The 22,839-nt window shown below is 25.5% G+C and carries 20 protein-coding genes; 9 read left to right on the forward strand and 11 right to left on the reverse strand.

Going from position 1 to position 22,839, the window contains the following annotated elements; genetic code table 4:
• Positions 1 to 217 precede the first annotated feature (217 nt).
• Positions 218 to 1,744 (forward strand): NCS2 family permease, encoded by a 1,527-nt coding sequence (locus tag NV226_RS02745; protein ID WP_258210792.1) that lies wholly within the window; start codon positions 218 to 220, stop codon positions 1,742 to 1,744.
• Between the two features lie 66 nt (positions 1,745 to 1,810).
• Here NV226_RS02745 and NV226_RS02750 read toward each other — a convergent pair whose 3' ends face one another.
• Positions 1,811 to 2,863, reverse strand: a complete 1,053-nt coding sequence (locus NV226_RS02750) for a formate/nitrite transporter family protein (RefSeq protein ID WP_258210793.1) — start codon at positions 2,861 to 2,863, stop codon at positions 1,811 to 1,813.
• 69 nt (positions 2,864 to 2,932) lie between these two features.
• Positions 2,933 to 3,532, reverse strand: a complete 600-nt coding sequence (gene rpsD, locus NV226_RS02755; protein WP_258210794.1) for a 30S ribosomal protein S4 — start codon at positions 3,530 to 3,532, stop codon at positions 2,933 to 2,935.
• A gap of 223 nt (positions 3,533 to 3,755) precedes the next feature.
• Between rpsD and NV226_RS02760 the strand changes: the two genes are divergently transcribed.
• From NV226_RS02760 to NV226_RS02775, 4 genes are all read left to right on the forward strand, one after another.
• The gene (locus NV226_RS02760) at positions 3,756 to 5,414 is read left to right on the forward strand and encodes a hypothetical protein (protein ID WP_258210795.1); all 1,659 of its coding nucleotides are present in this window, start codon (positions 3,756 to 3,758) and stop codon (positions 5,412 to 5,414) included.
• Between the two features lie 8 nt (positions 5,415 to 5,422).
• Positions 5,423 to 6,562: a tRNA uracil 4-sulfurtransferase ThiI gene (thiI, locus tag NV226_RS02765; protein ID WP_258210796.1), complete on the forward strand. Its 1,140-nt coding sequence runs from the start codon at positions 5,423 to 5,425 to the stop codon at positions 6,560 to 6,562.
• A 77-nt stretch (positions 6,563 to 6,639) separates the two neighbouring features.
• On the forward strand, positions 6,640 to 8,763 hold the full coding sequence (locus NV226_RS02770; protein WP_258210797.1) for an AAA family ATPase: 2,124 nt from the start codon (positions 6,640 to 6,642) through the stop codon (positions 8,761 to 8,763).
• A 26-nt stretch (positions 8,764 to 8,789) separates the two neighbouring features.
• Positions 8,790 to 10,316 carry a phospho-sugar mutase gene (locus NV226_RS02775; RefSeq protein WP_258210798.1) on the forward strand — a complete coding sequence of 509 codons (1,527 nt, stop codon included), beginning with the start codon at positions 8,790 to 8,792 and terminating at the stop codon, positions 10,314 to 10,316.
• 10 nt (positions 10,317 to 10,326) lie between these two features.
• Here NV226_RS02775 and plsX read toward each other — a convergent pair whose 3' ends face one another.
• From plsX to NV226_RS02790, 3 genes are read right to left on the reverse strand one after another with little or no spacing between them, the layout of a single operon-like run.
• Positions 10,327 to 11,319, reverse strand: coding sequence for a phosphate acyltransferase PlsX (gene plsX, locus NV226_RS02780; protein ID WP_258210799.1), 993 nt, complete (start codon positions 11,317 to 11,319; stop codon positions 10,327 to 10,329).
• 12 nt (positions 11,320 to 11,331) lie between these two features.
• Entirely contained in the window at positions 11,332 to 12,954 is a 1,623-nt protein-coding gene (gene fakA, locus NV226_RS02785) for a DAK2 domain-containing protein (RefSeq protein ID WP_258210800.1), read from the reverse strand.
• A gap of 2 nt (positions 12,955 to 12,956) precedes the next feature.
• On the reverse strand, positions 12,957 to 13,274 hold the full coding sequence (locus NV226_RS02790; RefSeq protein ID WP_258210801.1) for a hypothetical protein: 318 nt from the start codon (positions 13,272 to 13,274) through the stop codon (positions 12,957 to 12,959).
• Positions 13,275 to 13,424: 150 nt separating this feature from the next.
• On the opposite strand from NV226_RS02790, the gene NV226_RS02795 reads away from it, so the two are divergent.
• The 4 genes from NV226_RS02795 (at position 13,425) to def (ending at position 17,742) form a co-directional block, all read left to right on the forward strand.
• Positions 13,425 to 14,177, forward strand: a complete 753-nt coding sequence (locus tag NV226_RS02795; RefSeq protein WP_258210802.1) for a LicD family protein — start codon at positions 13,425 to 13,427, stop codon at positions 14,175 to 14,177.
• The gene (locus NV226_RS02800) at positions 14,162 to 15,976 is read left to right on the forward strand and encodes an aminotransferase class V-fold PLP-dependent enzyme (RefSeq protein WP_258210803.1); all 1,815 of its coding nucleotides are present in this window, start codon (positions 14,162 to 14,164) and stop codon (positions 15,974 to 15,976) included. The genes NV226_RS02795 and NV226_RS02800 overlap by 16 nt, the downstream gene beginning before the upstream one ends.
• A 123-nt stretch (positions 15,977 to 16,099) precedes the next feature.
• Positions 16,100 to 17,122, forward strand: a complete 1,023-nt coding sequence (locus tag NV226_RS02805) for a glycosyltransferase family 2 protein (protein WP_258210804.1) — start codon at positions 16,100 to 16,102, stop codon at positions 17,120 to 17,122.
• 59 nt (positions 17,123 to 17,181) lie between these two features.
• Complete coding sequence (gene def, locus NV226_RS02810; protein WP_258210805.1) at positions 17,182 to 17,742, forward strand: peptide deformylase; 561 nt, start codon at positions 17,182 to 17,184, stop codon at positions 17,740 to 17,742.
• A gap of 55 nt (positions 17,743 to 17,797) precedes the next feature.
• Here the strand turns inward: def and NV226_RS02815 are convergent, their stop codons facing one another.
• The 6 genes from NV226_RS02815 to NV226_RS02840 form a co-directional block, all read right to left on the reverse strand.
• Complete coding sequence (locus NV226_RS02815) at positions 17,798 to 18,541, reverse strand: MIP/aquaporin family protein (protein WP_258210806.1); 744 nt, start codon at positions 18,539 to 18,541, stop codon at positions 17,798 to 17,800.
• Between the two features lies 1 nt (position 18,542).
• A complete protein-coding gene (gene glpK, locus NV226_RS02820) occupies positions 18,543 to 20,060 on the reverse strand; it encodes a glycerol kinase GlpK (RefSeq protein WP_258210807.1) in 1,518 nt (505 codons plus the stop codon).
• 10 nt (positions 20,061 to 20,070) lie between these two features.
• Positions 20,071 to 21,189: a type 2 glycerol-3-phosphate oxidase gene (gene glpO, locus NV226_RS02825; protein WP_258210808.1), complete on the reverse strand. Its 1,119-nt coding sequence runs from the start codon at positions 21,187 to 21,189 to the stop codon at positions 20,071 to 20,073.
• Between the two features lie 187 nt (positions 21,190 to 21,376).
• Complete coding sequence (gene greA, locus NV226_RS02830) at positions 21,377 to 21,853, reverse strand: transcription elongation factor GreA (RefSeq protein ID WP_258210809.1); 477 nt, start codon at positions 21,851 to 21,853, stop codon at positions 21,377 to 21,379.
• A gap of 67 nt (positions 21,854 to 21,920) precedes the next feature.
• Positions 21,921 to 22,556: a BC85_0335 family putative methyltransferase gene (locus NV226_RS02835; RefSeq protein ID WP_258210810.1), complete on the reverse strand. Its 636-nt coding sequence runs from the start codon at positions 22,554 to 22,556 to the stop codon at positions 21,921 to 21,923.
• Positions 22,549 to 22,839 carry a hypothetical protein gene (locus NV226_RS02840; protein ID WP_258210811.1) on the reverse strand — a complete coding sequence of 97 codons (291 nt, stop codon included), beginning with the start codon at positions 22,837 to 22,839 and terminating at the stop codon, positions 22,549 to 22,551. The genes NV226_RS02835 and NV226_RS02840 overlap by 8 nt, the downstream gene beginning before the upstream one ends.

Below are 22,839 nucleotides of genomic sequence, written 5' to 3' on the forward strand. Positions count from 1 at the left end.
ATTTCACGAAAAAAATAAAAGATTATTTTTTTTATTGATATAATGGTTTTTTACGTTTTAAAAAAACAAAACAAAAATGTGTTTTGTTTTGTTAGGAGGTTAAAGTAGAGAATTAAAAAAGATTTTTTATCTGATAATTCTAAACTTTAACTATAAAAAACTAAGTTTTAGAATCATCAGATGTTGTGATTTTTAAAAGTTAGGAGAAGAAAAACACATGCGATGATTGAGTAATTACTTTCAATTTGAAGTTAATAAAACCACATGATCTAAAGAAATAATTGGTGGTTTATCTACATTTTTGGCAATGATTTATATTTTGTCAGTTAATCCTGCTATTTTAAGCAGTAGTTGAAATGTTGATGAAGGTTCTAAATATATTGGGGCTTTATTTTTAGGAACAGCTTTATCTTCATTTATTGGTACTATTTTGATTGGTTTTTTTGCAAAAGCCCCTTTAGCAATGGCACCGGGGATGGGGCTAAATGCATTTTTTGCTTTTAGTGTGGCAAAGGGTTTTGGTTTAGGTTTTGATGGCGCATTAATAGCCGTCTTTTTTTCGGGAATTTTATACTTTATTGTAACAACAACCCCTTTAAGACAATGAATTATTAATGTATTTCCTAAAAACTTTAAAATTGCTATTTCAGTTCTAATAGGTTTATTTATAGGATACATCGGTTTACAAGATGCCGGTTTAATTACATCAAGTCCTGCAACTTTAACACAAATTGGAGATTTAAGCAATCCAATTGTCATTATTGGATTTTTATCACTAATTATATTTTTAATACTTTATTATTTAAAAGTTCCTGGATCAATTTTAATTGGAATATTAATTAGTTTTATGATGTTACTAATAACTTGATTAGTAACTAAAAATAATAACTATACAGGTACTTTAAGTTCACATGAGCAATATCTAGTTGCTCTAAGAAATAATTTTCAAATTCAGTCTTATGGAGATATGACACAATTTGGTGAATTAATTAAGCATTCATGATCAAATGTGGGAAATGTTTTTAAAAATCCATTATTTTACATTTCAATTTTAACTTTCTTTTATTTTGATTTTTTTGATTCAGCCGCAACCTTTGTTCTGGTTTCAAGATTATTAAATAAATCAGAAAATGAAAATAAAAAATTCTTTAAAAAAGCAAATATTACAGACGGGGTTGCAACTATTTTTGGTTCAGTTTTATTATCTTCTTCTGTTACAACTTATGTTGAATCAACTGTAGGTATTAAAAGTGGTGCTAAAACAGGTTTTGCTTCTATAATAACAGCATTAATGTTTTTGGTATCAATTGCTTTCTATCCGATTTTAAAACCATTTTTTGCTATTTATAATCCTGTAACACAAACATCTATTTCACCTATCACTGGTCCTATTTTAGTTTTAATTGGAATATTAATTATGAATGAATTAAGAAACTTCGATTGATCTATAAAATTAGATTTACCAGTTTTAATTACCATTATTTTATTTGGTGTTTTAGGATTTTCAATTTCTAAAGGAATTGCATTTGGTTCAATTATTTACTTCTTCATGCATAAAGTTGTTTATGCCTTATTATTTGTTTTCTCTAATAAAAAAGAAGAATGAAAAAATAGTTCTAAAAAAGAGTTGTTTTTGCAACTAATCAAATATGAACTTAATTGATCAATGTTAACTTTAACGATTTTATCTGTAGCTTACTTAATTGTGGAATCATTAATTCACAACGGCGTAATTGCAGCTTAGAAAAAAGAAAATAAAAATCTCTCTGTGTTATTTAAAACCCAGAGAGATTTTTATTAAATTTAAAAACTATTTTTCAGCATCAACTTTTTTGTCATATTTAGATTTGTTCAAAAAGTGCTTATGATAATGTTTTTCAGCTTCTTCAATTGAAGAATTTTTATGTTTTTTTAAGTATTCTTCAATTTCTATTTCTTCTGCAAATTCTCTTTCAATTGTTCCGAATTTTTTAGCTTTATATTTAATTAAATATCAGTAAACACTTGGTAAAATAATTGCACCTGCTACAAAATTACCCACTAATGCTGGTAATAAATTAAATAAAATAGCTTTAAATGATCAATCTCAAGCTATCAGGTCTTTTTTGTAAGTAATTAAATTATTTCATTCATGGACAGTATGTACTTCTTTAGCTTGTGTGGCAATATTAAAGCCTTCTAACATTACATCTGCATGCAATCATGAAAACATAAAAATAATTCCATTAGCAATAACATGGTGAAATCCTGATATTGTAAATAATCATATAAATAAGAAAATAATTAAGCTTTTTCCCATCGCTCCGCTAGTTGCAAGAGTTGATCAAACTGTTCCAGCAACAATGATGTTACATAAAATAGCTGAGAAAAATACTGTATATAATGAACTTCATCCACCATATGTTTTTTTGGTTGATAAAAATTCAATAACTCTTAAAGAATCAGCATTGAATAGATTTCCTAATCTAGCAATAATAGCAATAATTAATCCACCTAACATGTTTCCTAAAAAAACTAAAGTTAGCCGAATTGCAATACTTTTCAGTTTAGTTCTTTTATCAAATCAAGCTAGAATTGATAAAGTATCAGAAGTAAAAAGTGATCCTCCCAGAAATGTAATTAGCATCAATCCTACTGGAAAAATTAAAGCTGAAATTATTCAACCATAACCAGGAATATGATATTCTCCTGTTGTTTTATCTACTTCAATAAATGCAGCTGTTGCATAAATATAAACAATATAAGTAATTGCAACATAAACAGCTGCCATAATTCCCATAACAAATACTTTAGCTAATCCCATGTTGGCTTTTGTATAACCGTATTCTAAAGCATTTGTAAAATTACTTTTATAATCGTGCACGATTGTCTCCTATAAATAGTAAAAAAACAAAAATACAAACTACTAAGACTGCATTTTTGTTTTTTTAAGTTATTTGTTGTAGTACTCAACAATTAATGAATCGTTAATTTCTTTAGCGATTTCTGTTCTTTCAGGTAATCTCTTGAATGTAGCTTTAAAATCTTTAACTTCAATTCATTCATGTTGACGGTTTAAAGCTAAAGCTTCAATTACTTGAACATTTTTTCTTGTTTTTTCTTTTAGTTCAACAACATCACCCACTGAAACTAACATTGAAGGAATGTCTGCTTTTTTACCATTTAAAGTAAAGTGTCCATGGTTTACTAATTGTCTTGCTTGTCTTCTTGTTGAAGCAAAACCTGCACGGTAAACAACGTTATCAAGTCTTTGTTCTAACATTTGTAAGAAATTTGTACCTGATAGTCCTTTTCTTTTGGAAGCTTTAACAAAAGTATTTTTAAATTGTCTTTCGTTTAATCCATACATGTAACGAACTTTTTGTTTTTCATACATGTGTAGTTTGTAATCAGAAGGTTTAGATTTTTTTTGCCCATGTTGACCAGGAGCATATTCTCTTTTTTTTCCTTTTAAAAACTCTTTACCTGTTTCTAAAATAGAAAAACCTAATCTACGTGTTCTCTTAAAAGTAGATCCGCGAAATCTTGCCATATAAGTGCCTCTTTCTGCAATTTTAAAAATTTAGCAAATAGAGCATTAACCCTTTTAAGGTTTTTTTAATTCAATGTTTTCGGCATCAAGCCAGCTTACTAACAAATCTAAACAAATTAAAAAAATAACTTAAAATGCTAATGTGCTATTAAATAATTGCTATAAAATTTTATATTATTTTTTATTTTTTAAAAGTAAAATAATTAAAATAAAGTTTTAAAAAATGCTTTTAAACTATAATAAATCTATGCCTATTTGACTGATTGTAGCTATTATTTTTTTAATTACTATTATATTAATTAGTTTTGTTTTAGCTTTTTTGTTAATTAAAAAATATCAAAATAAATTAATTGCAAGACGTTTACATGAAATTGAAATAGGAATTAATAAACAAGCACTACTTCCTTTGCTATCATCAATCAAACGTTTAAATACTTTAGAAAATTTCAAAGAATATTTTGATTTAAAAAATAAAAAATATCAAAATTTAAAAAACGATCGAGTTGAATTAACAATCAAATATAATGATTGTAAAATTGCTTTTCAAAATAAATCACTTAGTAGACAACAATTAAAAGAGTTAAATAATCTCTTCTCTAAATTTCAAAATAAAATTATTGAAATTAATAATGGTATTAACCAAATTTTTCAAGAAACAGACATTAACACTAAAGAATATAAAAAAATAATTTTTTATTTATCTGAAGCAAATAAAATTTATGAAAGTAAATCTCAAAAATATAATATTCAAAGTTCGGTTATTGATTCACAACTTTCTTTAGTAAAAATAAAAAATAAAAACTTAAAGTTTGCTCTAGGTACAAATAAATTTTTAGAAAATCAAAAATTGTTAAATGACTTTGCTCATGAAATTTTAAAACTCTATAAACTTATTAATTGTTTTGTAGAAATTGAATTTCAACTACATCAAATTATTGATAAAAAAATTAAGATTATTAATGATGAAATTACAAAATTACAAGTAAAATCACCTGAAATTTTAGAAGAAATAAAAAACAATTTTGAACAAATTCAAATTTTAAAAGAAAATGCTGAAAAATTCTATTATAATGCCCAAATAGATGAAGCTAAAGATGAAATTAGAAAAATTTATGCCCAAATTGAAAATATTTATTTATTAATTAAAAAAGAAAAAACCTTTGAAAATTTTTACAAATTAAATGTGAAAAGAAAAGATCAACTAAATGCGTATATAGTTGAATTGTATAAAGAAGTAAAAGCAACTTTGTTTAAATATGAAAATAATTTTTTTTATCAAAGAAATATTGACATAAAATATTTGAGTAATCAAATTCACTTGACTTATAAAACATGAAATGAAAAATTAATTATCGCTTCAAGAAGTAAAAGTAAAATTAGCTATATTAATAATTTACAAGAAGCTTTAATTCAAATAAAACATTTCATAAAACTTAAAAATGAATTAGATGAAACAATTAATAACTTAAATTATTTAAAAAATAATCAAAATCAAATTTATTTAAATTTAGAACTTTTAATTTTAAGTATCGAAGAAAATATTAAAAAATATAATGTTATTTTGGAAGAAGATGAAATTTCATCTTTAAAAAAACTAAATGATTTGAAAAAAATGGCTGTGCCTAAAAATGAAATTATTTATCTTGAAGATCAAATAGAATTAAAGAAACTACAAGAAGCAATTATTCAAGTTTTACTAAAAATAGGTTATAAAATTGAAATTGTAAAAATTGTAAAAATTATTTTACAAGAAGCTAATTTGCAGAGATCTACTAACAAGGAATTAAATGCTAATTTAAAATCGTTAGAAAGATTAACTTTAAATGGACAATATATTAAAGCTATAGAGAATTTTAATCAATATTCAAAACGTAGAAAATAAGAGGAAAAATGTATTCAGAAATTTTATTAAGATATGGAGAATTATCTTTAAAAGGTAAAAATAAAAAAATATTTATTAATCAATTATCTGCTAATATTGAAAAAATAATAGGAATAAAACCTGCAACAAGCTTCGACAGAATGTTTTTACCTTATAATGAAAATTACATTGAAAAACTACAATATATTTTTGGAATTTCTTCTTTTTCTCCTGTTATCAAAATCAATACTGATTATGAAGAAATTGAAAAAAAAGTTTTAGAATATTTTGATAATTCTAAAAAAACTTTCAAAATTATTGCAAGAAGAAATTGAAAAAATTTTGAATTTAATTCTGATCAAATTAATAGAAAAATAGCAACTGCTTTATTTAATAAATTTCAAGATTTAAAAGTTGATGTTAAAAATCCAGAAAATTTAATTAGTATTGAAGTGCGTAAAGAATTTACATACATCTTTTTAAATTCACAAAAAGGTTTAGGTGGTTTACCAGTTGGTGTAAGTGGGAAAGTTTTACATTTAATTTCTGGAGGAATTGATTCTCCTGTGGCAGCTTATTTAATGATGAAAAGGGGTGTTAAAATTGATTTTCTTTCATTTATTACACCACCTCAAACTGATGAAAAAACTGTAGAAAAAGTTAATAAAATTATTAGTTTATTAAATAAATTTCAAGGAACCACTATACTTTATCAAATTAATTACAGCACTTTGATGAACTATATTGGTTTAACTTCAAATCAAAGTTACAAAATTAATTTAATGCGTCGTAGTTTTTATAGAATAGCTTCACACATTGCTCAACAAAATAATTATTTAGGTCTTTCAAATGGAGAAAACTTAGCACAAGTTGCTTCACAAACTTTAGAATCTATGGATGTTATTGGTCAACAAAGTAAATTTCAAATTTACAGACCTTTACTAACTTATGATAAAGTCGAAACAATTAATATTGCAGAAAAAATAGGAACTTACCAAATTTCAATTGAAAAAGCCAATGAAGCTTGTGAAATTTTTGCTCCACAAAAACCTGTAATTAAACCCGGATTAAAAACTGCAGAAAATTTAGAACAAGAACTAAACCTTTTAAAACAAATGGAAAAGGAAACTATTAGTAAAAATTTAAAGGTTAAGAAATTTAAAATATAGTTTTAACATTTTTTTTATTTTTAAATGACATTTAGCAATTTACTTTTTTAAAAAAATAATAGTTTAAAATTATTACAATGAAAGAACTAACAGGAAAATTCATAAAATTCATATTTAGAAATGAAACAACCAATTTTTTTGTTGGTTTATTTAGAATCGATAAAGAATACCGACATGATCCTGAAATTATTTCTTTGAGTTCAAATTCAAACGTCCAATTAGATGTTAAATATAAGGTTATAATCGAAGAAAACAAATTAACTAAATATCCTAATAGTTATATTTTACAAAACTTTCATGAAATATTACCAGATGATAAAATAGGCTTAATTAATTATTTTGCTTCTTCTAAATTTCCTGGAATAGGGAAAAAAACTGCAGAAACAATTGTTGAAGATTTAGGAATTAGAACAATTGAAATTATTAAAGAAAATCCTGATGTTCTTGATAAAAGTAAATACAAATTAAATAAACAGAGAAAACTAACTATTATTGATGTTTTAAATTCTAATGATCAAGAAATTGAACTAGTGAAATTATTTCAAGCAAACAATCTACCTGCAGATTTAATGAAAAAAATTATTGAAAAAGTGGGAGTAAAAAAATTTTATGATTTTTACTATCAAAATCCTTTTGATATGTGGATAGATCATGAATTTATTAATTTTGAAGAAACAAACAAGCTCGCTAAAGTTTTAAATTTTAGTGAAATAGACAGAGAAAAATATTTTGTATTAAATCAATTAAATCTATATTTATGAAATATTGGTTCTACAAAAGTTTCTATTAACGCTTTTTTTAATAAATTGATTTATGTTCATTTAATTGAAAAAAGTAGATTTGGTCAAGTTTTAAAAGAATTAATTGATCTTGATCTAGTATTAGTTTTTCAAACTTTCTTGACAACTACAAATTTTTATTCAAAAGAAAAAGCTATTGTTAAAGTGCTAAAAACTGTACAAGCTAAAAATACTAAAAATTTTAAAAATATTTCTATTTCCACTTACTTTGATAATAAACAAAGTAAGGCTATTAAAGGTGCCTTAAACTCTGGTGTATCTATCATTACAGGGCAACCTGGTACAGGAAAAACCGAGATTTTGAAGGAAATATTAAAACAATTAGAAAAAAAATACAATAAAAATGACATTGCAGTTTTAGCTCCTACTGGTCGTGCAACTTTTCAAATTGCAAATAAAACTTCTTTTCCATCGAGAACAGTCCACTCTTTCTTAGGATGACAAGAAACACGTTTTAAAGTTAATGCAGATAATCCTGAAAAAGTAAATATTTTGATTGTTGATGAATTCTCAATGATTGATACAAATTTATTCCATGCTCTTTTGAATGGAATAAAAATTAAAGAATTGGATAAAATAATTCTAATTGGTGATAAAGACCAAATTCCTTCAATTGGTGAAGGTTACTTGTTAAATGATTTTATTAGTTCGGAAAAATTTCCTGTGTTTTTACTAAAAAATAATTATAGACAAAAAAATGGGTCAAATATTTTTGCAGATGCCAATAAAGTAAATCAAGGTTTATTTCCAGATTTTATAGGAGAAGATTCAAAATTTTTACAATTACAAGAGCACCAGTTTTTTTCAAAATTAAATAAAATATTTGATGATTTTTACAAAAAATATTCAATTGAAGATATAACAATTTTGGTTCCCATGTATGAAACACCAATTGGAATTAATTCTATTAATAGTTTTATTCAATCAAAAATTTTTGAATCAGAAAAAAAGACTTTTTACATGATTGGGAATCGGAAATTTTATATTGGTGATAAAGTTATTCAACTTGAAAATGATCTTAACTCGAATATTTTTAATGGTGAAATTGGCTATATTGAAAATATTGTTATCTACAAAAATAAAATTGATTTTATTATAGTTAAATTTCCCGGTGATAAACTTGTGAAATACACAGTTCCACAGTGAAATAAAAATGTTACCTTAGCTTATGCTATTTCTATTCATAAATTTCAAGGTAGTGAATCTCCTGTAGTAATTATGGTTATTTTTAACTCACACAGTGTATTATTAAATAAAAAACTAATTTACACTGGTATGACTCGCGCAAAAGAATATTTAGTAATTTTAGGAGATCAAAGATCATTGCAATTTGCTATTTCTAAAGATTCAGATTCCGATAGAAAAACAAATATACAAGATTTATTTTTAGAAAACAATTAATTTTTTTATAAAAAGGAATAAAAAAAATGCAAAAATTAGAATTTGGTACAGCAGGAATTAGAGGTATTTTAGGTCAAGGTGAAAAATACCTAAATATTTTTCATGTTTACAATATTGTTGAGGGATTAGCTCAATATTTAATTAATAATTTTTCTGATGCGCAACAAAGAGGTGTGGTGATTGGGAGAGATAGCAGAGATCGATCATTAGAATTTGCTCAAGCTGCGGCTGCCATTTTAGATCAGTACAATATCAAAGTTTATTTTTCTGAAGATATTTGCCCCACTCCCGTTATAAGTTATGCAATTAAAAAATATCATGCAATTGCAGGTATTAATGTTACTGCAAGTCATAATCCTAAAAACTTTAATGGATTAAAATTTTATAATTATTTTGGTTCACAAATGCTACCTGATGAAATTGATAAAATTACTCCTTTATTTAAAGGATATAATTTTTATCTAAATAAAAAATTTGAATTTTCTCTAAATAAAAATATTTCCTATATTAAACAGAAAATTTTTGATCAATACTTAGAAGACATTCTAAAAATTGGTGATTCCAATTTAGACTGCTCTGATATTTCTATAGCTTTTTCTCCTTTAAATGGTACAGGGGCTAAATTAGGAGAAAAAATTTTTCAAAAACTAAAAGTTAATTATTTTTTAGTGAAAAATCAAATGGCTAATGATCCAAATTTTACTTATTGCCAAAGCCTAAACCCTGAAAATCCTTTAGCTTTTTGTGAGGTTAATGAAGTAGGAAAAAAACATAAAGCAGACATAGTATTAATTACAGACCCTGATGCAGATCGTGTTGGTTTAGGTGTATGAAATGAAGAAAAAAAAGATTATGTTTCATTAACAGGAAACGAAACAGCAACTTTGATTTTTCAATATTTATTAGAAATTAATAAAGATCAAGATTTAACTAAATATTACTTAATTTATTCAATTGTTTCCTCTTCTTTGCCTAAAATTATGGCAGAAAAAATGGGCATAAAAACTTATCCTATCAATACTGGATTTAAGTGAGCTGGAAAAATTATTAATAATCAAAACCAAGACAAAAAAATGTTATTTGCTTTCGAAGAAAGCTACGGTTCTTTAATTGATAAAGAAATTTCTTTTGATAAAGATGCATTACAAAGTCTTGTAATTTTAAGTAAAATGACTTCTTTTTATAAAAAACAAAATTTAAGTCTTTTAAATGTTTTAGAAAATATTTACCAAGAATATGGATATGTCATTTCTGAAACCATTTCAATTGATTTAAATCATGAAAGTCAATTGACAGAGTTAAAAGAAAAATTTGCTAAAACAAATTTTGGAATTAAATTAATTAATTTTTTAGACTATAATCAAAAAATTGGTGAAATAGAACCCACAGATATGTTGATAGCTCAACTAGAAAATAATGCCTGAATTTCTTTGCGCCCCTCAGGAACTGAACCTAAAATTAAATTTTATATATTTTTAATTGATAAAAATAAACAAAATGCTCAAAATAATTTTTTAAAAATTAAAAACAAAATTGAGGGATTAATAAATTAAAAAATGGCTTTTATGCCATTTTTTTAAGTTCTGTTTCGATTTTGTTTAAGACATCATTTTCTAAAGCTTTTTTTACTTGGTTTAATGCTCCTATATAAGCTTTTTGATCACTTGAACCATGTGATTTTAGAACAACACCTTTCACGCCAACCACTCAAGCAGCTCCGACATTTCGATAATCAAATTTTTCTTTTATTTCTTTAAATGCTGGTTTTAAAATTAAAGCGGCTATTTTTCTTATGAATGAGGCTGTAAGTTTTTTTCTTAATAATTTTGAGAAGGTCATAATTGTCCCTTCCATTGCCTTTAAAGCTACATTTCCTGCATAACCATCAGAAAGTACAATATCAATATCTTGATCTAACAAATTGCGTGATTCGATAAAACCTTGATAATTTTCTCCTAATTGAGATTGTAATAATTTATTAGCTTCAATATGGCTTTCTAAACCTTTATAATCTTCTGTACCAATGTTTAGTAAACCAATTTTTGGTTGAGCATTTCCAAATAAAATAGTATAAAAAATGCTTGAAATTTTTGCTCATTCTAAAAAGTAACTTGCTTTAACTTCTAAATTTGCACCCGCATCTAATAATAAGAAAAATTTATTATCTTCTAATTGTGGAATCATTGGCATAAATGCAGGACGAGAAACATTTTCTAATCTTTTTAGCTTGAATGTTGCAGCAGCTAAATAACTACCTGAATCACCTGAAGATAAAACCGCATCTCCTTTATCTTCTTTTAATAAATCTAATGCTTTATTCATTGAAGTTTGTTCTTTGGTACTTTCACGTAAATTAGTTCCTTTTTTAGAAACGTTAGGCTCATGCACAATAACAATATTTTTAAATTTTGAATCTAAATATTTTTTAATTTCTGTTTCATCCCCAACTAAAGTAATTTGATAGTTTGAATTTAGTTCTAAAAATTGTTGTGAAGCTAAAACAGCTGCCTCAACTCCATTATCATTACCCATTACATCAAAAATAATATTTTTCATTTTTTACCCCTTTTATTCAACACTTATAAAAAAATCGTAAATATCTTGATTACCAGATTTAATTTCTACAGCTACATCGTAATTTTCTTCAATATAATTTACTATTTCATCAGCATCTTGCTGTGATGCTTCAGCGCCATAGTAAATTGTTATAATTTCTGAATCATCATCAACTGCAGCTTTAATTCCTTTAATAACAGCTTTAATCGCACTTTTTTGTGAATGTATTACTTTCCCATTTAAAATACTAATAAATTCACCTTCATAAACTTTTACATTATTTATATTAGTCGTTCTGGATGCCTTCGTTATTTCAATTGTTTTGACATTTTTAATAACTTCATCCATTAATTCTTTGTTATCTTCTCAATTGGTTTCTTCGTTAAAATGCATAATTGCTGTAATTCCTTGCATTTGTGATTTTGTTGGAATTACAATAACTTTTTTATCTTTTATAGTTTGTACTGCTTGTTGTGCTGCCAGAATAATGTTTGAATTATTAGGTAAAATAAATACTACTTCTGCATTAACATTATTTATGGCATTTAAAATATCTTGAATTGAAGGATTAGAAGATTGCCCAGCTTCAATAATGAAATGAGCTCCATTTTCCTTCATAATATTGATTATCCCTTGTCCTGTATTACATGAAATAATACCTGATTTCATTTTTTTTACATAAGAGGTATCTTTAATATAATTTTTAGATTCATTAGCTTGTTCAGTCATATTTTCACTTTTAATTTTTAAAAATTCACCATATTTTTGACAAATATTTAAAAAATTTCCAGGTACTAAAACATGAGCATGAACTTTTAAAATGCTATCATCTTGTACAACCACCAATGAAGTAGCATTTGCTTTTTTCTCAACTTTGTCAACAAAGTCATCTTTTTTAAATTTAGTTGGTTTTAATAAATCAATAATTACTTCTGTACAATAACCAAATTCTCCATTATAAATTTCTTGATTAGAAATTAAATTATCAAATTTTTCTTTTGAATTAGAAATTTCAACAAAATTTCCTTGGACTGCTTTTAACATTCCTTCAATGATACAAATTAAACCTTCGCCACCAGAATCTGTTACTCCTACTTCTTTTAAAACCGGTAATAAATTTGGTGTATTATCACAACTTAAACGCGCGAACTTTAAAGCATCACTTAGAACTGTTTCAATTGGTGTAATTGAAACAACACTTTTTTCTAATCCTTCGGCAATTTCTCTAATAACTGTTAATAAAGTTCCTTCAACCGGTTTTAAAACTGATTGATAAGCTTTAGTGGTTGCCGATCGAAAAGCACGGACTAGATCAAAATTAGTAATTTCATGCTGAATTTGTTCTAGTGAATCTGCAAAGCCTTTAAAAATTTGGGAAAGAATAACCCCAGAATTTCCTCTGGCTCCTAATAACATATTTCTAGATACATTAAAAATGATTGAAGAAATACTGTTAAGTTCACTATTGTCTAAATTTTTAACACCTGACATAAGTGTTGCAGACATATTAGTTCCTGTGTCACCATCAGGAACAGGAAAAACATTTAAAGAATTGATTCTTTCTTTATTATTGCTCATATTATTAGCAGCAGAAATAAGAATTTTTTTGAAAGTTTCTATATTAATGATATTCATGATTATCTTTTTACGCCTCTCACATAGATATCTGTATAGTAAAATTTATGATTTGTTTTTTTGAAAACTGCTGCAATTGCTTGATCCACACTTCGAATTATTGTTTTAACATTAATTTTGTAGTTAATAACTATCATAATTTTAACAATTAAACCTTTGTTAGTTTCTAGGATAAAAATCGAATCTTCTAATCTTGTTTTTAAAATAGAAAAATCCATGTCATTATTTTCTAAATCAAAATTAACAAATCCCTGCACTCCAGGAGTTGTTGAAACAATTTCAATTATTTCTTTTTTTAGTTGACTAAAATTAGGATTCATATTTCGCTCCTCTTTTTAAAGTTAAAAGCTCATAAAATTTTAACATAAACTTAATTATATTAAATATTTATATGATTCAATATGCTCAACGTTTTATAGTTAATAAATTAACATTAAGTTGTATTAATAATAAAGTATAATTTTTTTAATATGTTAGAAAAACAAAAAAATATTTTAATTCTTTTTGAAAAATTAAAGAAAATTTTAGATGACAATAATTTATGATATTCTGCAGATTTTGGAACTCTTTTAGGTGCAATTAGACATAAAGGATTTATTCCATGAGATGATGATATGGATTTAATTATTTCTTTTGAAACATTTCAATTTTTAAAAGAAAATTATAAAGATAATATTTTAGTAAGTGATTTGGAAAATTCACCTTTTTGATTTGCAAAATGAAATATTCCAGGAAGTGATTTATTTATTGATTTATTTATTTTAGTTAAAACCAATCATTTAAAATCTAAAAAATTATATTCATTGAAATGAAAGTTAATTTTTGCAAAATTATGAGTTAATGGTATCTTTACCAAAAATAAATTTAGTAAAAATACTTTACAATTTTTAGCTAATATTTTTTTGTTTTTCATTAGAAAACAATCTATAAGTGAATTAATTCATCAAATTGAAGATAGCAATGGTGAGAACTATATTGTTCTTGATTTTCCTTTAAAGAAAAACTGAAAAACAGGGTTATTACCACTCGAAATAATAGAAACCAAAGAAATAGCGTTTGAAAATACTTCAATTAAAGTTTATAAAAATGCTCACGAAGTGCTTTTAAAAAGGTTTGGTCCAAATTATATGACACCAATTGATAATAAAATTAGACACACTAGTTTATTTAAGGTCAAGAGAGAAAATAGAAAAGAGAAATGAATACAATGAAATTTAAAATAGAAAATGCTATTATTTTTGCTGCAGGAAAGGGTTCTAGAATGAGCCCGCTTACAGAACATTGTCCAAAACCTTTAATTAAAGTTCATAAAGAACCAATGATTGAAAGAAATATTAAATTTCTTTTGAAAAACAATATAAAAAAGATTTATGTAGTTGTTGGTTATTTAGCACATCAATTTAAATATTTGGAAAAAAAATATAATGTTAAACTAATTTTCAATAAACATTGAAATACAGCTAATAATATTGGATCTTTGCTGGTTTCTAAAAAATATTGAAATAACACTCTTTACATTGAGGGTGATATTTTTTTAAAAAAAGATATTTTTTCAAAATTAATTAATAAAATTTATCAGCATAGTAATAAATCTGTAATGTTTGGTGCTTTATCTAAAACTAAGAAAAGTGAATGAGTTTTTAAAATTAATGCAAAAAATAAAGTCACATCTCATACTCTTGTAAAAAATTCACAAAATAAATTTATTTGAACAGGAATTTTTTATGTAAATCATATTTTAGCTAATCAAATCAGAACTAAAATTGACAATTATTTTTATGAAAAAAATGGAAAAAATCAGCAGAATTTTGCAGAAACTTTTTTGTTTGGTCAAGCAGAAAAGTTTATATTAGAACAAATTTCAGAAAATGATTTTTATGAACTAGATAACTATAATGATCTTTTAAAAATTGATCCTTCATATCGGAACCATTCAGAAACTTTATTATTTACAGCTGGTCCAACTAATATTATTCCCGAAACTTCTGAAATTCTTTCAAAAGGAATTGTGCATCATCGTTCTCAATTAATGACTAAGTACATTGAAAGTACAGTAGAAAAAATGAAAATTATTTTTGAAGCTCCTAATTCATACCCTTATTTAGTTACAACTTCTGGCACAGGAGTTATGGAATCATTAGTAGTTAATTTAGTAAATCAAAATGACAAAATTTTACTAATTAATACAGGGGATTTTGGTGAAAGATTCAAAGAAATGTTTGAAACGTTTAATTTTGAAAATATCATTGAACTTAAATATAATTTAGGAAAAACTTATAAGCTTTCACAAGTAAAAAAAACATTAAGTGAACATAAAGATATTAAGGCAATTTTTGTAACTTACCATGAAACATCAACTGGTGTTTTAAATAATTTGAAACAATTAGGTGAACTAACTAAAAATACAGATATTTTACTAGTTGTTGATTCTGTGTCTGCAATAATTGCAGAAGAATTAAAATTTGAAGAATGAAATGTGGATGCTGCAACAGGTTCTACTTCAAAAGCTTTTGGTTTACCTCCAGGATTATCTGTAGTTTGTTTATCAGAAAAAGCTGTTAAAAGAATGTATCAAGTTAATAATCCGCGATATTATTTTGATTTAAGAAAATATCATGAATTTTATCAAAATTACAAACAAACTCCTTTTACTCCTGCAGTTTCTTTAATTTTAGCTTTAGAAGCAAGTGCTGATGTACTGCTAAATATTTCTATTGAAAAAATTAGAAAAGACACTTTAAAAAGATATACATTTTTAAAAAATGAATTACTTAAACTGGGTTTTGAAGAAGCAGTTGAAGGAGATTTTTCTAAAAATTTATTAGTAATGAAAGTTCCTGCACACATTGATGCAAAACATATGCGAGATTTTATAAATATTAATCATAATATTTATTTTGAAATTGGTCGCTTAAAAAGAACACACACTCATACAAGAATTGGTATTCCTAGTGTTTGCAATGACAAAGATATTAAAAATCTTGCTAATAAAATTAAGCAATATTTAAAAAACTATAAATAAAAAACCACTCATTATAATAATGGTTGGTTTTTTATTACAACTTTTATAAAAAATATTAAAGTATAATTGTCAAACATGAAACTTGTGCGTTTACATGTAAATAAAAATATAAAGTTGGTTTCTATGAAAAACAAGTTAACTATATTGATACCATGCTTTAATAAGGAAAAATTTTTAAAAAAACTTTTTAAATCCTTATTAAAGCAAAAAGACAAAAAATTTTTTTTAATCTTTGTTGATGATAAATCAACAGATTCAACATTTGAAATGTTAATAGATTTTCAAAAAAATAATAGTAATCATTTTAATGATTTACAAATTTTTAGATTAGAAAAAAATCAGGGTATTTCTTATGTAAGAAATTTTTTAATAGAAAAGGTGGAAACTGAATATTTCATTTTCTTAGATCCTGATGACAAATTTTATCCTAGAGCAATCTATCATTTTAATAAAAAAATTCAAACTAAAAAATATGATGTAGTTTTAGCAAAAAATCGCATGAGTTTTGCCAAAACTGTATATATTCCAAATGTAATTTCTAATTTTTATTCCTTTAAAAAAAACTTAGATAATAATTCCAATATTGGATTATTATGAATTGAAAGAACAGGGTTTTTTGTTTGAAATAAAGCAATTAATACTAAATGATTTAAATCACTAAATTTAAATTTTGCTAATGACAAAAATTATGAAGATATTCCTGTTGTAGGTCTTATGTTATCACTTGCAAAAAATGTTGGTTTTATTGATAAATACACATTGGTCTATGATGTTAATATGTCGGGTCTTTCTAGAATCCATAATCCTAAAAAATTCAAAGATTTATTTAGTAATTTAAATTTTTTATATGAAAATTTAGAAAAATATAATTTACTAAATAAATGAAAAAATGAAACAAAAATAGAAGAAATGGTTATAGGTAAATTATTTATTCATTGTTTTATCAGATTACAAGGTAATAAAGTAATTAAAAATTTTCAGGAATATCTGTCTGTTATGGACACAGTTTTTAATTTTTTAGAAAAATACAATATTGAGGAAAAATTAAAAAATTACACCAGTATTTTTAGACTTATTTTAAATTCTGCTTTAAAACATTTTCAAAAAATTAAAATTTTATATTCAAAATACAAAAATAAAGATTAATAATTTTTATATTTATACTTAATTTTAATTTCATTTTCTGTTATTGTATAATTAAAAACATGAATATTAAGCCCGTATATTTACCACAATTCCCTAAAAAAGTTTTGAGAGAAAAATCTCAAGATGTTCTCTTACCATTAAGTCAAGAAGATATTGATTTAGCAGAACAAATGATAAAACATATTGATTATTCTCAAGAACCAGGACAAAAAATTTATCGTCCAGGAGTTGGTGTTGCTGCTGTGCAATATGGAATTTTAAAAAATATGTTTTATATTTATTTGCCTCCTGAAAAAAGTAATGATGTTGGATTCAAGGATGTTATTATTAATCCTCAAATTTTAGGTTATTCAGAAGCAGAGGTTGCCCTTTCTATGGGAGAAGGATGTCTAAGTGTACCTGATAGTTATGAACATCAAAATGGTTATGTTGTTCGTAAAAATAAAATAGTTGTTAAAGCTTATTCTTATTTTCAAAAACAATATGTAACTTTTAGAGCATCTGGTTATTTAGCAATTGTTTTTCAACACGAATTAGATCACTTACAAGGAAAATTATTTATTGATAGAATTAACAAAGAAAAACCTTGAGCAAAAAAAGATGGAGTAGAATATTTATAAAAAAAATGCACTGGATAGTACATTTTTATATTTAATCTTTTTTATAAATTTATTTTTAAGCTCAAGCTAATCCACCAATTACTAATCCTGCAGCTAAAGGTGCAATAACTGGTACAAAACTATATGATCAATCTGGAGTAACTTTTGTTTGTTTTCATACAAAAGTACTAAATAGGTAAAATGCAACTCTAGGTCCAAAATCACGAGCTGGATTAATTGCATATCCAGTAACTGATCCCAGTGACATACCGATTGATACCACTAATAAGGTTACTGGTAAGGGTCCTAGTGCTGATAAACTAGTTTCATTTAGTCCACGTCCAAATGCTAGAACTAAACCAATTAAAACTGCGGTTGCTACAAATTCATAAGATAGATTTTGTCATAAACCTTTTTCTTTGAAATTACTATAGTTAGGAGCTGTAAAGCTATTCCCTTTAACGATTGCTCAATCATTAGTTTCTATGATATTTTTGTAGTTTATTAAATAAAGTATTGTTTGCCCTGTAAAAGCACCTAAAACTTGTACAATTACATAAAAAATGAAAGTTGGAAAACTAATACCTCCTGAAACTACTGCAAATAATGAAACTGCAGGGTTTAAGTGTCCAGGCGCTCAAAGAGATTGTGCAACAATTACACCAAATAATACTGCAAAACCTCATGCAAATGAAATTAATACCCACTTAGCGGATTGATTGGCATATGCTCTTTTTAATGAAACGGACATACCAACACCATTACCTAACAAAATAAGAACTAAGGTTCCTAAAAATTCTCCTAAAACATCAATATTCATATTATTCTATATCCTTTGTCCAATTTAATGTTCTTTTTACAGCTTCATTTCAGCCTTTTTTCAATAAAGTTAATTCTTCAGCTTGAAATTGTGGTTCAAAAACTTTATCAATTTTTGTAATAGATTTAATTTCTTCAATATTTTTTCAATAACCTGTTGCTAAACCAGCTAAATAAGCTGCACCCATGGCTGTTGTTTCTGTATTTTTTGGTCTTTCAACTTTTAAATTTGAAATCGATGACTGGAATTGCATTAAGTAATTTGACTGTGAAGCTCCACCATCAACTTTTAATAATTTAATCTTTTCTCCTAAATCTTTTTCCATTGCTAAAACTAAATCATTAGATTGATAAGCAATAGATTCAAGTGTAGCTTTGATAATGTGTTCAATTTTTGTTCCTCTTTCTAGTCCAAAAATTGCACCTCTTGAATATGAATCTCAGTAAGGAGCTCCAAGACCTGTAAATGAAGGTACTACGTAAACTCTCTGATCATCTTTGACAAGTGAAACAAAAAAATCACTTTCTGCTGCGTTATATAAAATTCTTAGTGAATCTCTTAGTCATTGAATGGCAGCTCCAGCAACAAAGACAGAACCTTCTAATGCATAAATAGTTTTTTGATCACCAATTTTTCAAGCAATAGTTGTTAACAATTTATTTTTACTTGTAACAGCTTTCTCACCTGTGTTTACAAGGGTAAAACATCCTGTACCATAAGTATTTTTAACCATTCCAACTTCTGTACACATTTGTCCAAATAAAGCTGATTGTTGATCACCTGCAACTCCTGTAATTGGCACATCATGTTGCGCTGTTTTTGATCAAAAATCTCTTTCTACAAAACCATAGTGTGTAGAAGATGCTTTTACTTCTGGAAGAATTGATTTGGGTATTTCTAATAAATCCAAAATTTCTTGATCTCATTGCTGAGTATGAATATTGAATAGCATAGTTCTTGATGCATTAGATACATCAGTTGCATGAACTTTACCATTTGTCAATTTTCAAATTAATCAAGTGTCAATTGTTCCAGCTAATAATTTACCTTGCGCTAACTTCGTTTTAGCTTCTGGAACATTTTTTAAAATTCATCTTATTTTTGTTGCACTGAAATAAGGGTTAATTATTAATCCTGTTTTTCCCCTAAAAAATTCAGCTTTATTCTCAGCAATTAAGCTGTCACAAAATTCACTTGTTCTTCTATCTTGTCACACAATTGCATTGTAAATTGGTAGTCCTGATTCTTTATCTCAAAGTACTACGGTTTCTCTTTGATTTGTAATTCCAACGGCTTCAATATTAAATGATTTAACTTTAGCTTTATTTTTTACACTTTGCATTGTTGAAAGTTGTGTATTTCAAATTTCAAGTGCATCATGTTCTACTCAACCAGATTTAGGAAAATATTGTGTAAATTCATTTTGTGAAGTTGTAACAATATTTCCTTCTTTGTCGATTAATAATGAACGGCATGATGTTGTCCCTGAATCTAAAGCAATAATATATTTTTTATCCATAATATCCTTTTTATTTTTCTAATTTTAATCCTGTAATTTTTAAGTGTTCAATAATTAATTCTGCAATCGCAGGTGCTGCAGATAAACCTGGAGATTGCATTCCTGCCGCATTAATAAATTGTTTGTTTTCTTTAGCAGGACCTATAACAAAATCATTGGTTTTAATATCAATCGGTCTTGATCCTGCTAGAGTCATCATTGTTTTTTCTATTTCTAAATTTGGAATAATTTCTTTTCCAATTTTTCCAATACATTCATATTTTTCTTGAGTAACCAATCTTGTTTCTTCTTTTAACACTCCATCTTCAGCAGTTGGACCAACGAGTGTATGCCCGTCTAACATAGGCGCAACTATTACACCTTTACCATGAAGAGTTGGAACTTTAAAACAAATATTATTAACATTTATTTTTAAATTACGTTCCAATATTCTGTATTGACCTCTTTTTGTTGTTTGTTTGAAATCTGGATAACCTGCAATTTCTGCCATCACATCTGCATAGTGTCCTGCCGCATTAATGATGTATTTCGTTTCAATTATTTCTTTATTTTTTAGAAATACTGTAAATTTTGTGCCATCAAATTTGATGTTGGTAACTTCTGCATTTGAAAGTTTTTCAACTCCATTTTTTTCAGCTTTTTCTAAAAATTCTAAAGAAGCTTGCACTGGATCAATTGCATATGAATTTGTACATAATAGTGCTTTGGACGCGGCAGGATTTATATTAGGCTCTTTTTGCAGTAATTCTTTTTGCGAAATAATTTTCATTTTTTCAGGTGGAACTTTATTTGTCAAACCTCTTTTGTAGAGCATTTCGATGTGTTCTTCCTCTTCTTTATTAAATGCAATTACTAAAGAATCAACTTTAGCTCTTGAGAATTTAAAGTGTGGAAAAATTTCTTCTTTTCATATTTGATTTCCTTTAACATTTAGCGATGCTTCAATTTTGTGTGATTCAGCATCAAAACCACAATGTATAACTCCTGAATTACCTCTGGTTGTTTCATCTGCAAATACAGGGTTTTTTTCTACTAATAAGGTTTTAGTATTATATTTTGAAAGATACCATGCAATTGAACAACCAATAATACCTCCTCCAATAATTAAAACGTCTGTTTTTTTGGTCATATAAACTCCTAAAAAAATAATTAAACCTATAAATTTATTATAAAACAAAAAAATGAAGAAATTAGGATTTTTTGAATTTTATTTAAATTTTTGTAGGTAAAAATATGAATTTTTTCAGAAAAAAATAGAAAATAAAAAAGGCATATTTTTGTGCCTTTTTTTAAAATTATTATTATTATTATTATTATTATTTTGAAACTTCTAGAATTTTTGCAGTGTATTTTTCTGGTGCATCTACTTCAACTTCATCATCTTTTTTATGACCCAAAATAGCTTGAGCTAAAGGAGAAAGGTTAGAAATTTTTGCTTCAAAGGGGTCGGCATTTAAACTACCCACAATTTGAAATGATAATTCTTCTTGTGTATTTAAATTTAAAACTTTAACCTTTGAACCTAATGAAACAGTTTTAGCATTTGAAGATTTTAAAATTTGTGCTCTACTTAAAATATATTCAATTTCAGCAATTCTTGATTCAATTATTCCTTGTTTTTCACGAGCTGCATCATATTCAGCATTTTCTGATAAATCACCTTGACTTCTAGCTTCTTTAATCTCTTCAATTACTTTAGTACGTTCAACAGTGATTAAATTTTCTAATTCTGCTTTGTAAGCATCTAAACTTTCTTGTGTTAAAAAAAATTGATCTTTTTTTGTTTGGATCATAATTCTCCTGATAATTAGTCTATTTTATTATTTTAAATAATGTTAATAAATTTTAACAAAAAAGAACTTATTTTGTAATTAATAAAATTGAATTGTTTTCTGTTTTTCTTTCTTCAAATCTAATTCCTGTTAGCTTTAGATATTCATAAAATTCTTTTTTTACTTTTTTAGGAATATTGATAATTATAATGATTCCTAAAGCGCGTAAGTTTTTCCAAGCTAAGTCAAAATTATTATTAAAGTCTGCTTCTGGTATATTTTTTAAAACTATAAAATCTAATTTTGGAATTTGATTTTGGTTTAGTAAAAAAAGTTTATTAGGAAATAAAATTGTATTTTCTATATATTCTTTATATGGATCTACTAAATCTTTTTCAAATGCATAAGCATTAATTTTTAGTTGATTAGCTAAAACTAAAAGTTCAAAAGCACTTGTTTTTCCTAAAACTGCTGCGTTTGAAAAATTATTTATACTAACTGTATTTAGTAAAAAATTAATTTCATCTGTTGTTCAAAATGATTCTTTATAAAATTCAACATATTCAGGTAGAATAAAAACTTTATTTTTTTTTATTATAGATTGGTCATGAGATTTTGCAAGAATTTTTTTGTTAATGTGTTTTATATAAAACAAAATACCAAAACCTATTGTAGGTACAATAATTACAGAAGCAGCAAGTACTCAAAATAAAATATTATTCATCCTGTTTTTTTAACCTAATTTCTGAATTATCATTTTCATCGATGACTTCATTTTCTTCTAAAAAAGCTTCAAGAATTTTTTCAGCAATCTCATATTCATCATCTAAAAGATCTTCTAATTTACCAATTTCATTTTCTTTTTGTACATAAATGACATCTTCTACAACGTAGTAAACAAATTTGTAGCCTGAATCTTCATAGTGGAATAAAATATGTCCAATTATTTTTTTTCCATCAGTTGTTTGGAGTTCAATTTCACGATCTTTATCTTTTAAATTTACCAT

Origin of the sequence: Mycoplasma iguanae (genome assembly GCF_024722375.1) — a bacterium.
Classification (GTDB): domain Bacteria; phylum Bacillota_I; class Bacilli_A; order Mycoplasmatales; family Metamycoplasmataceae; genus Mycoplasma_M; species Mycoplasma_M iguanae.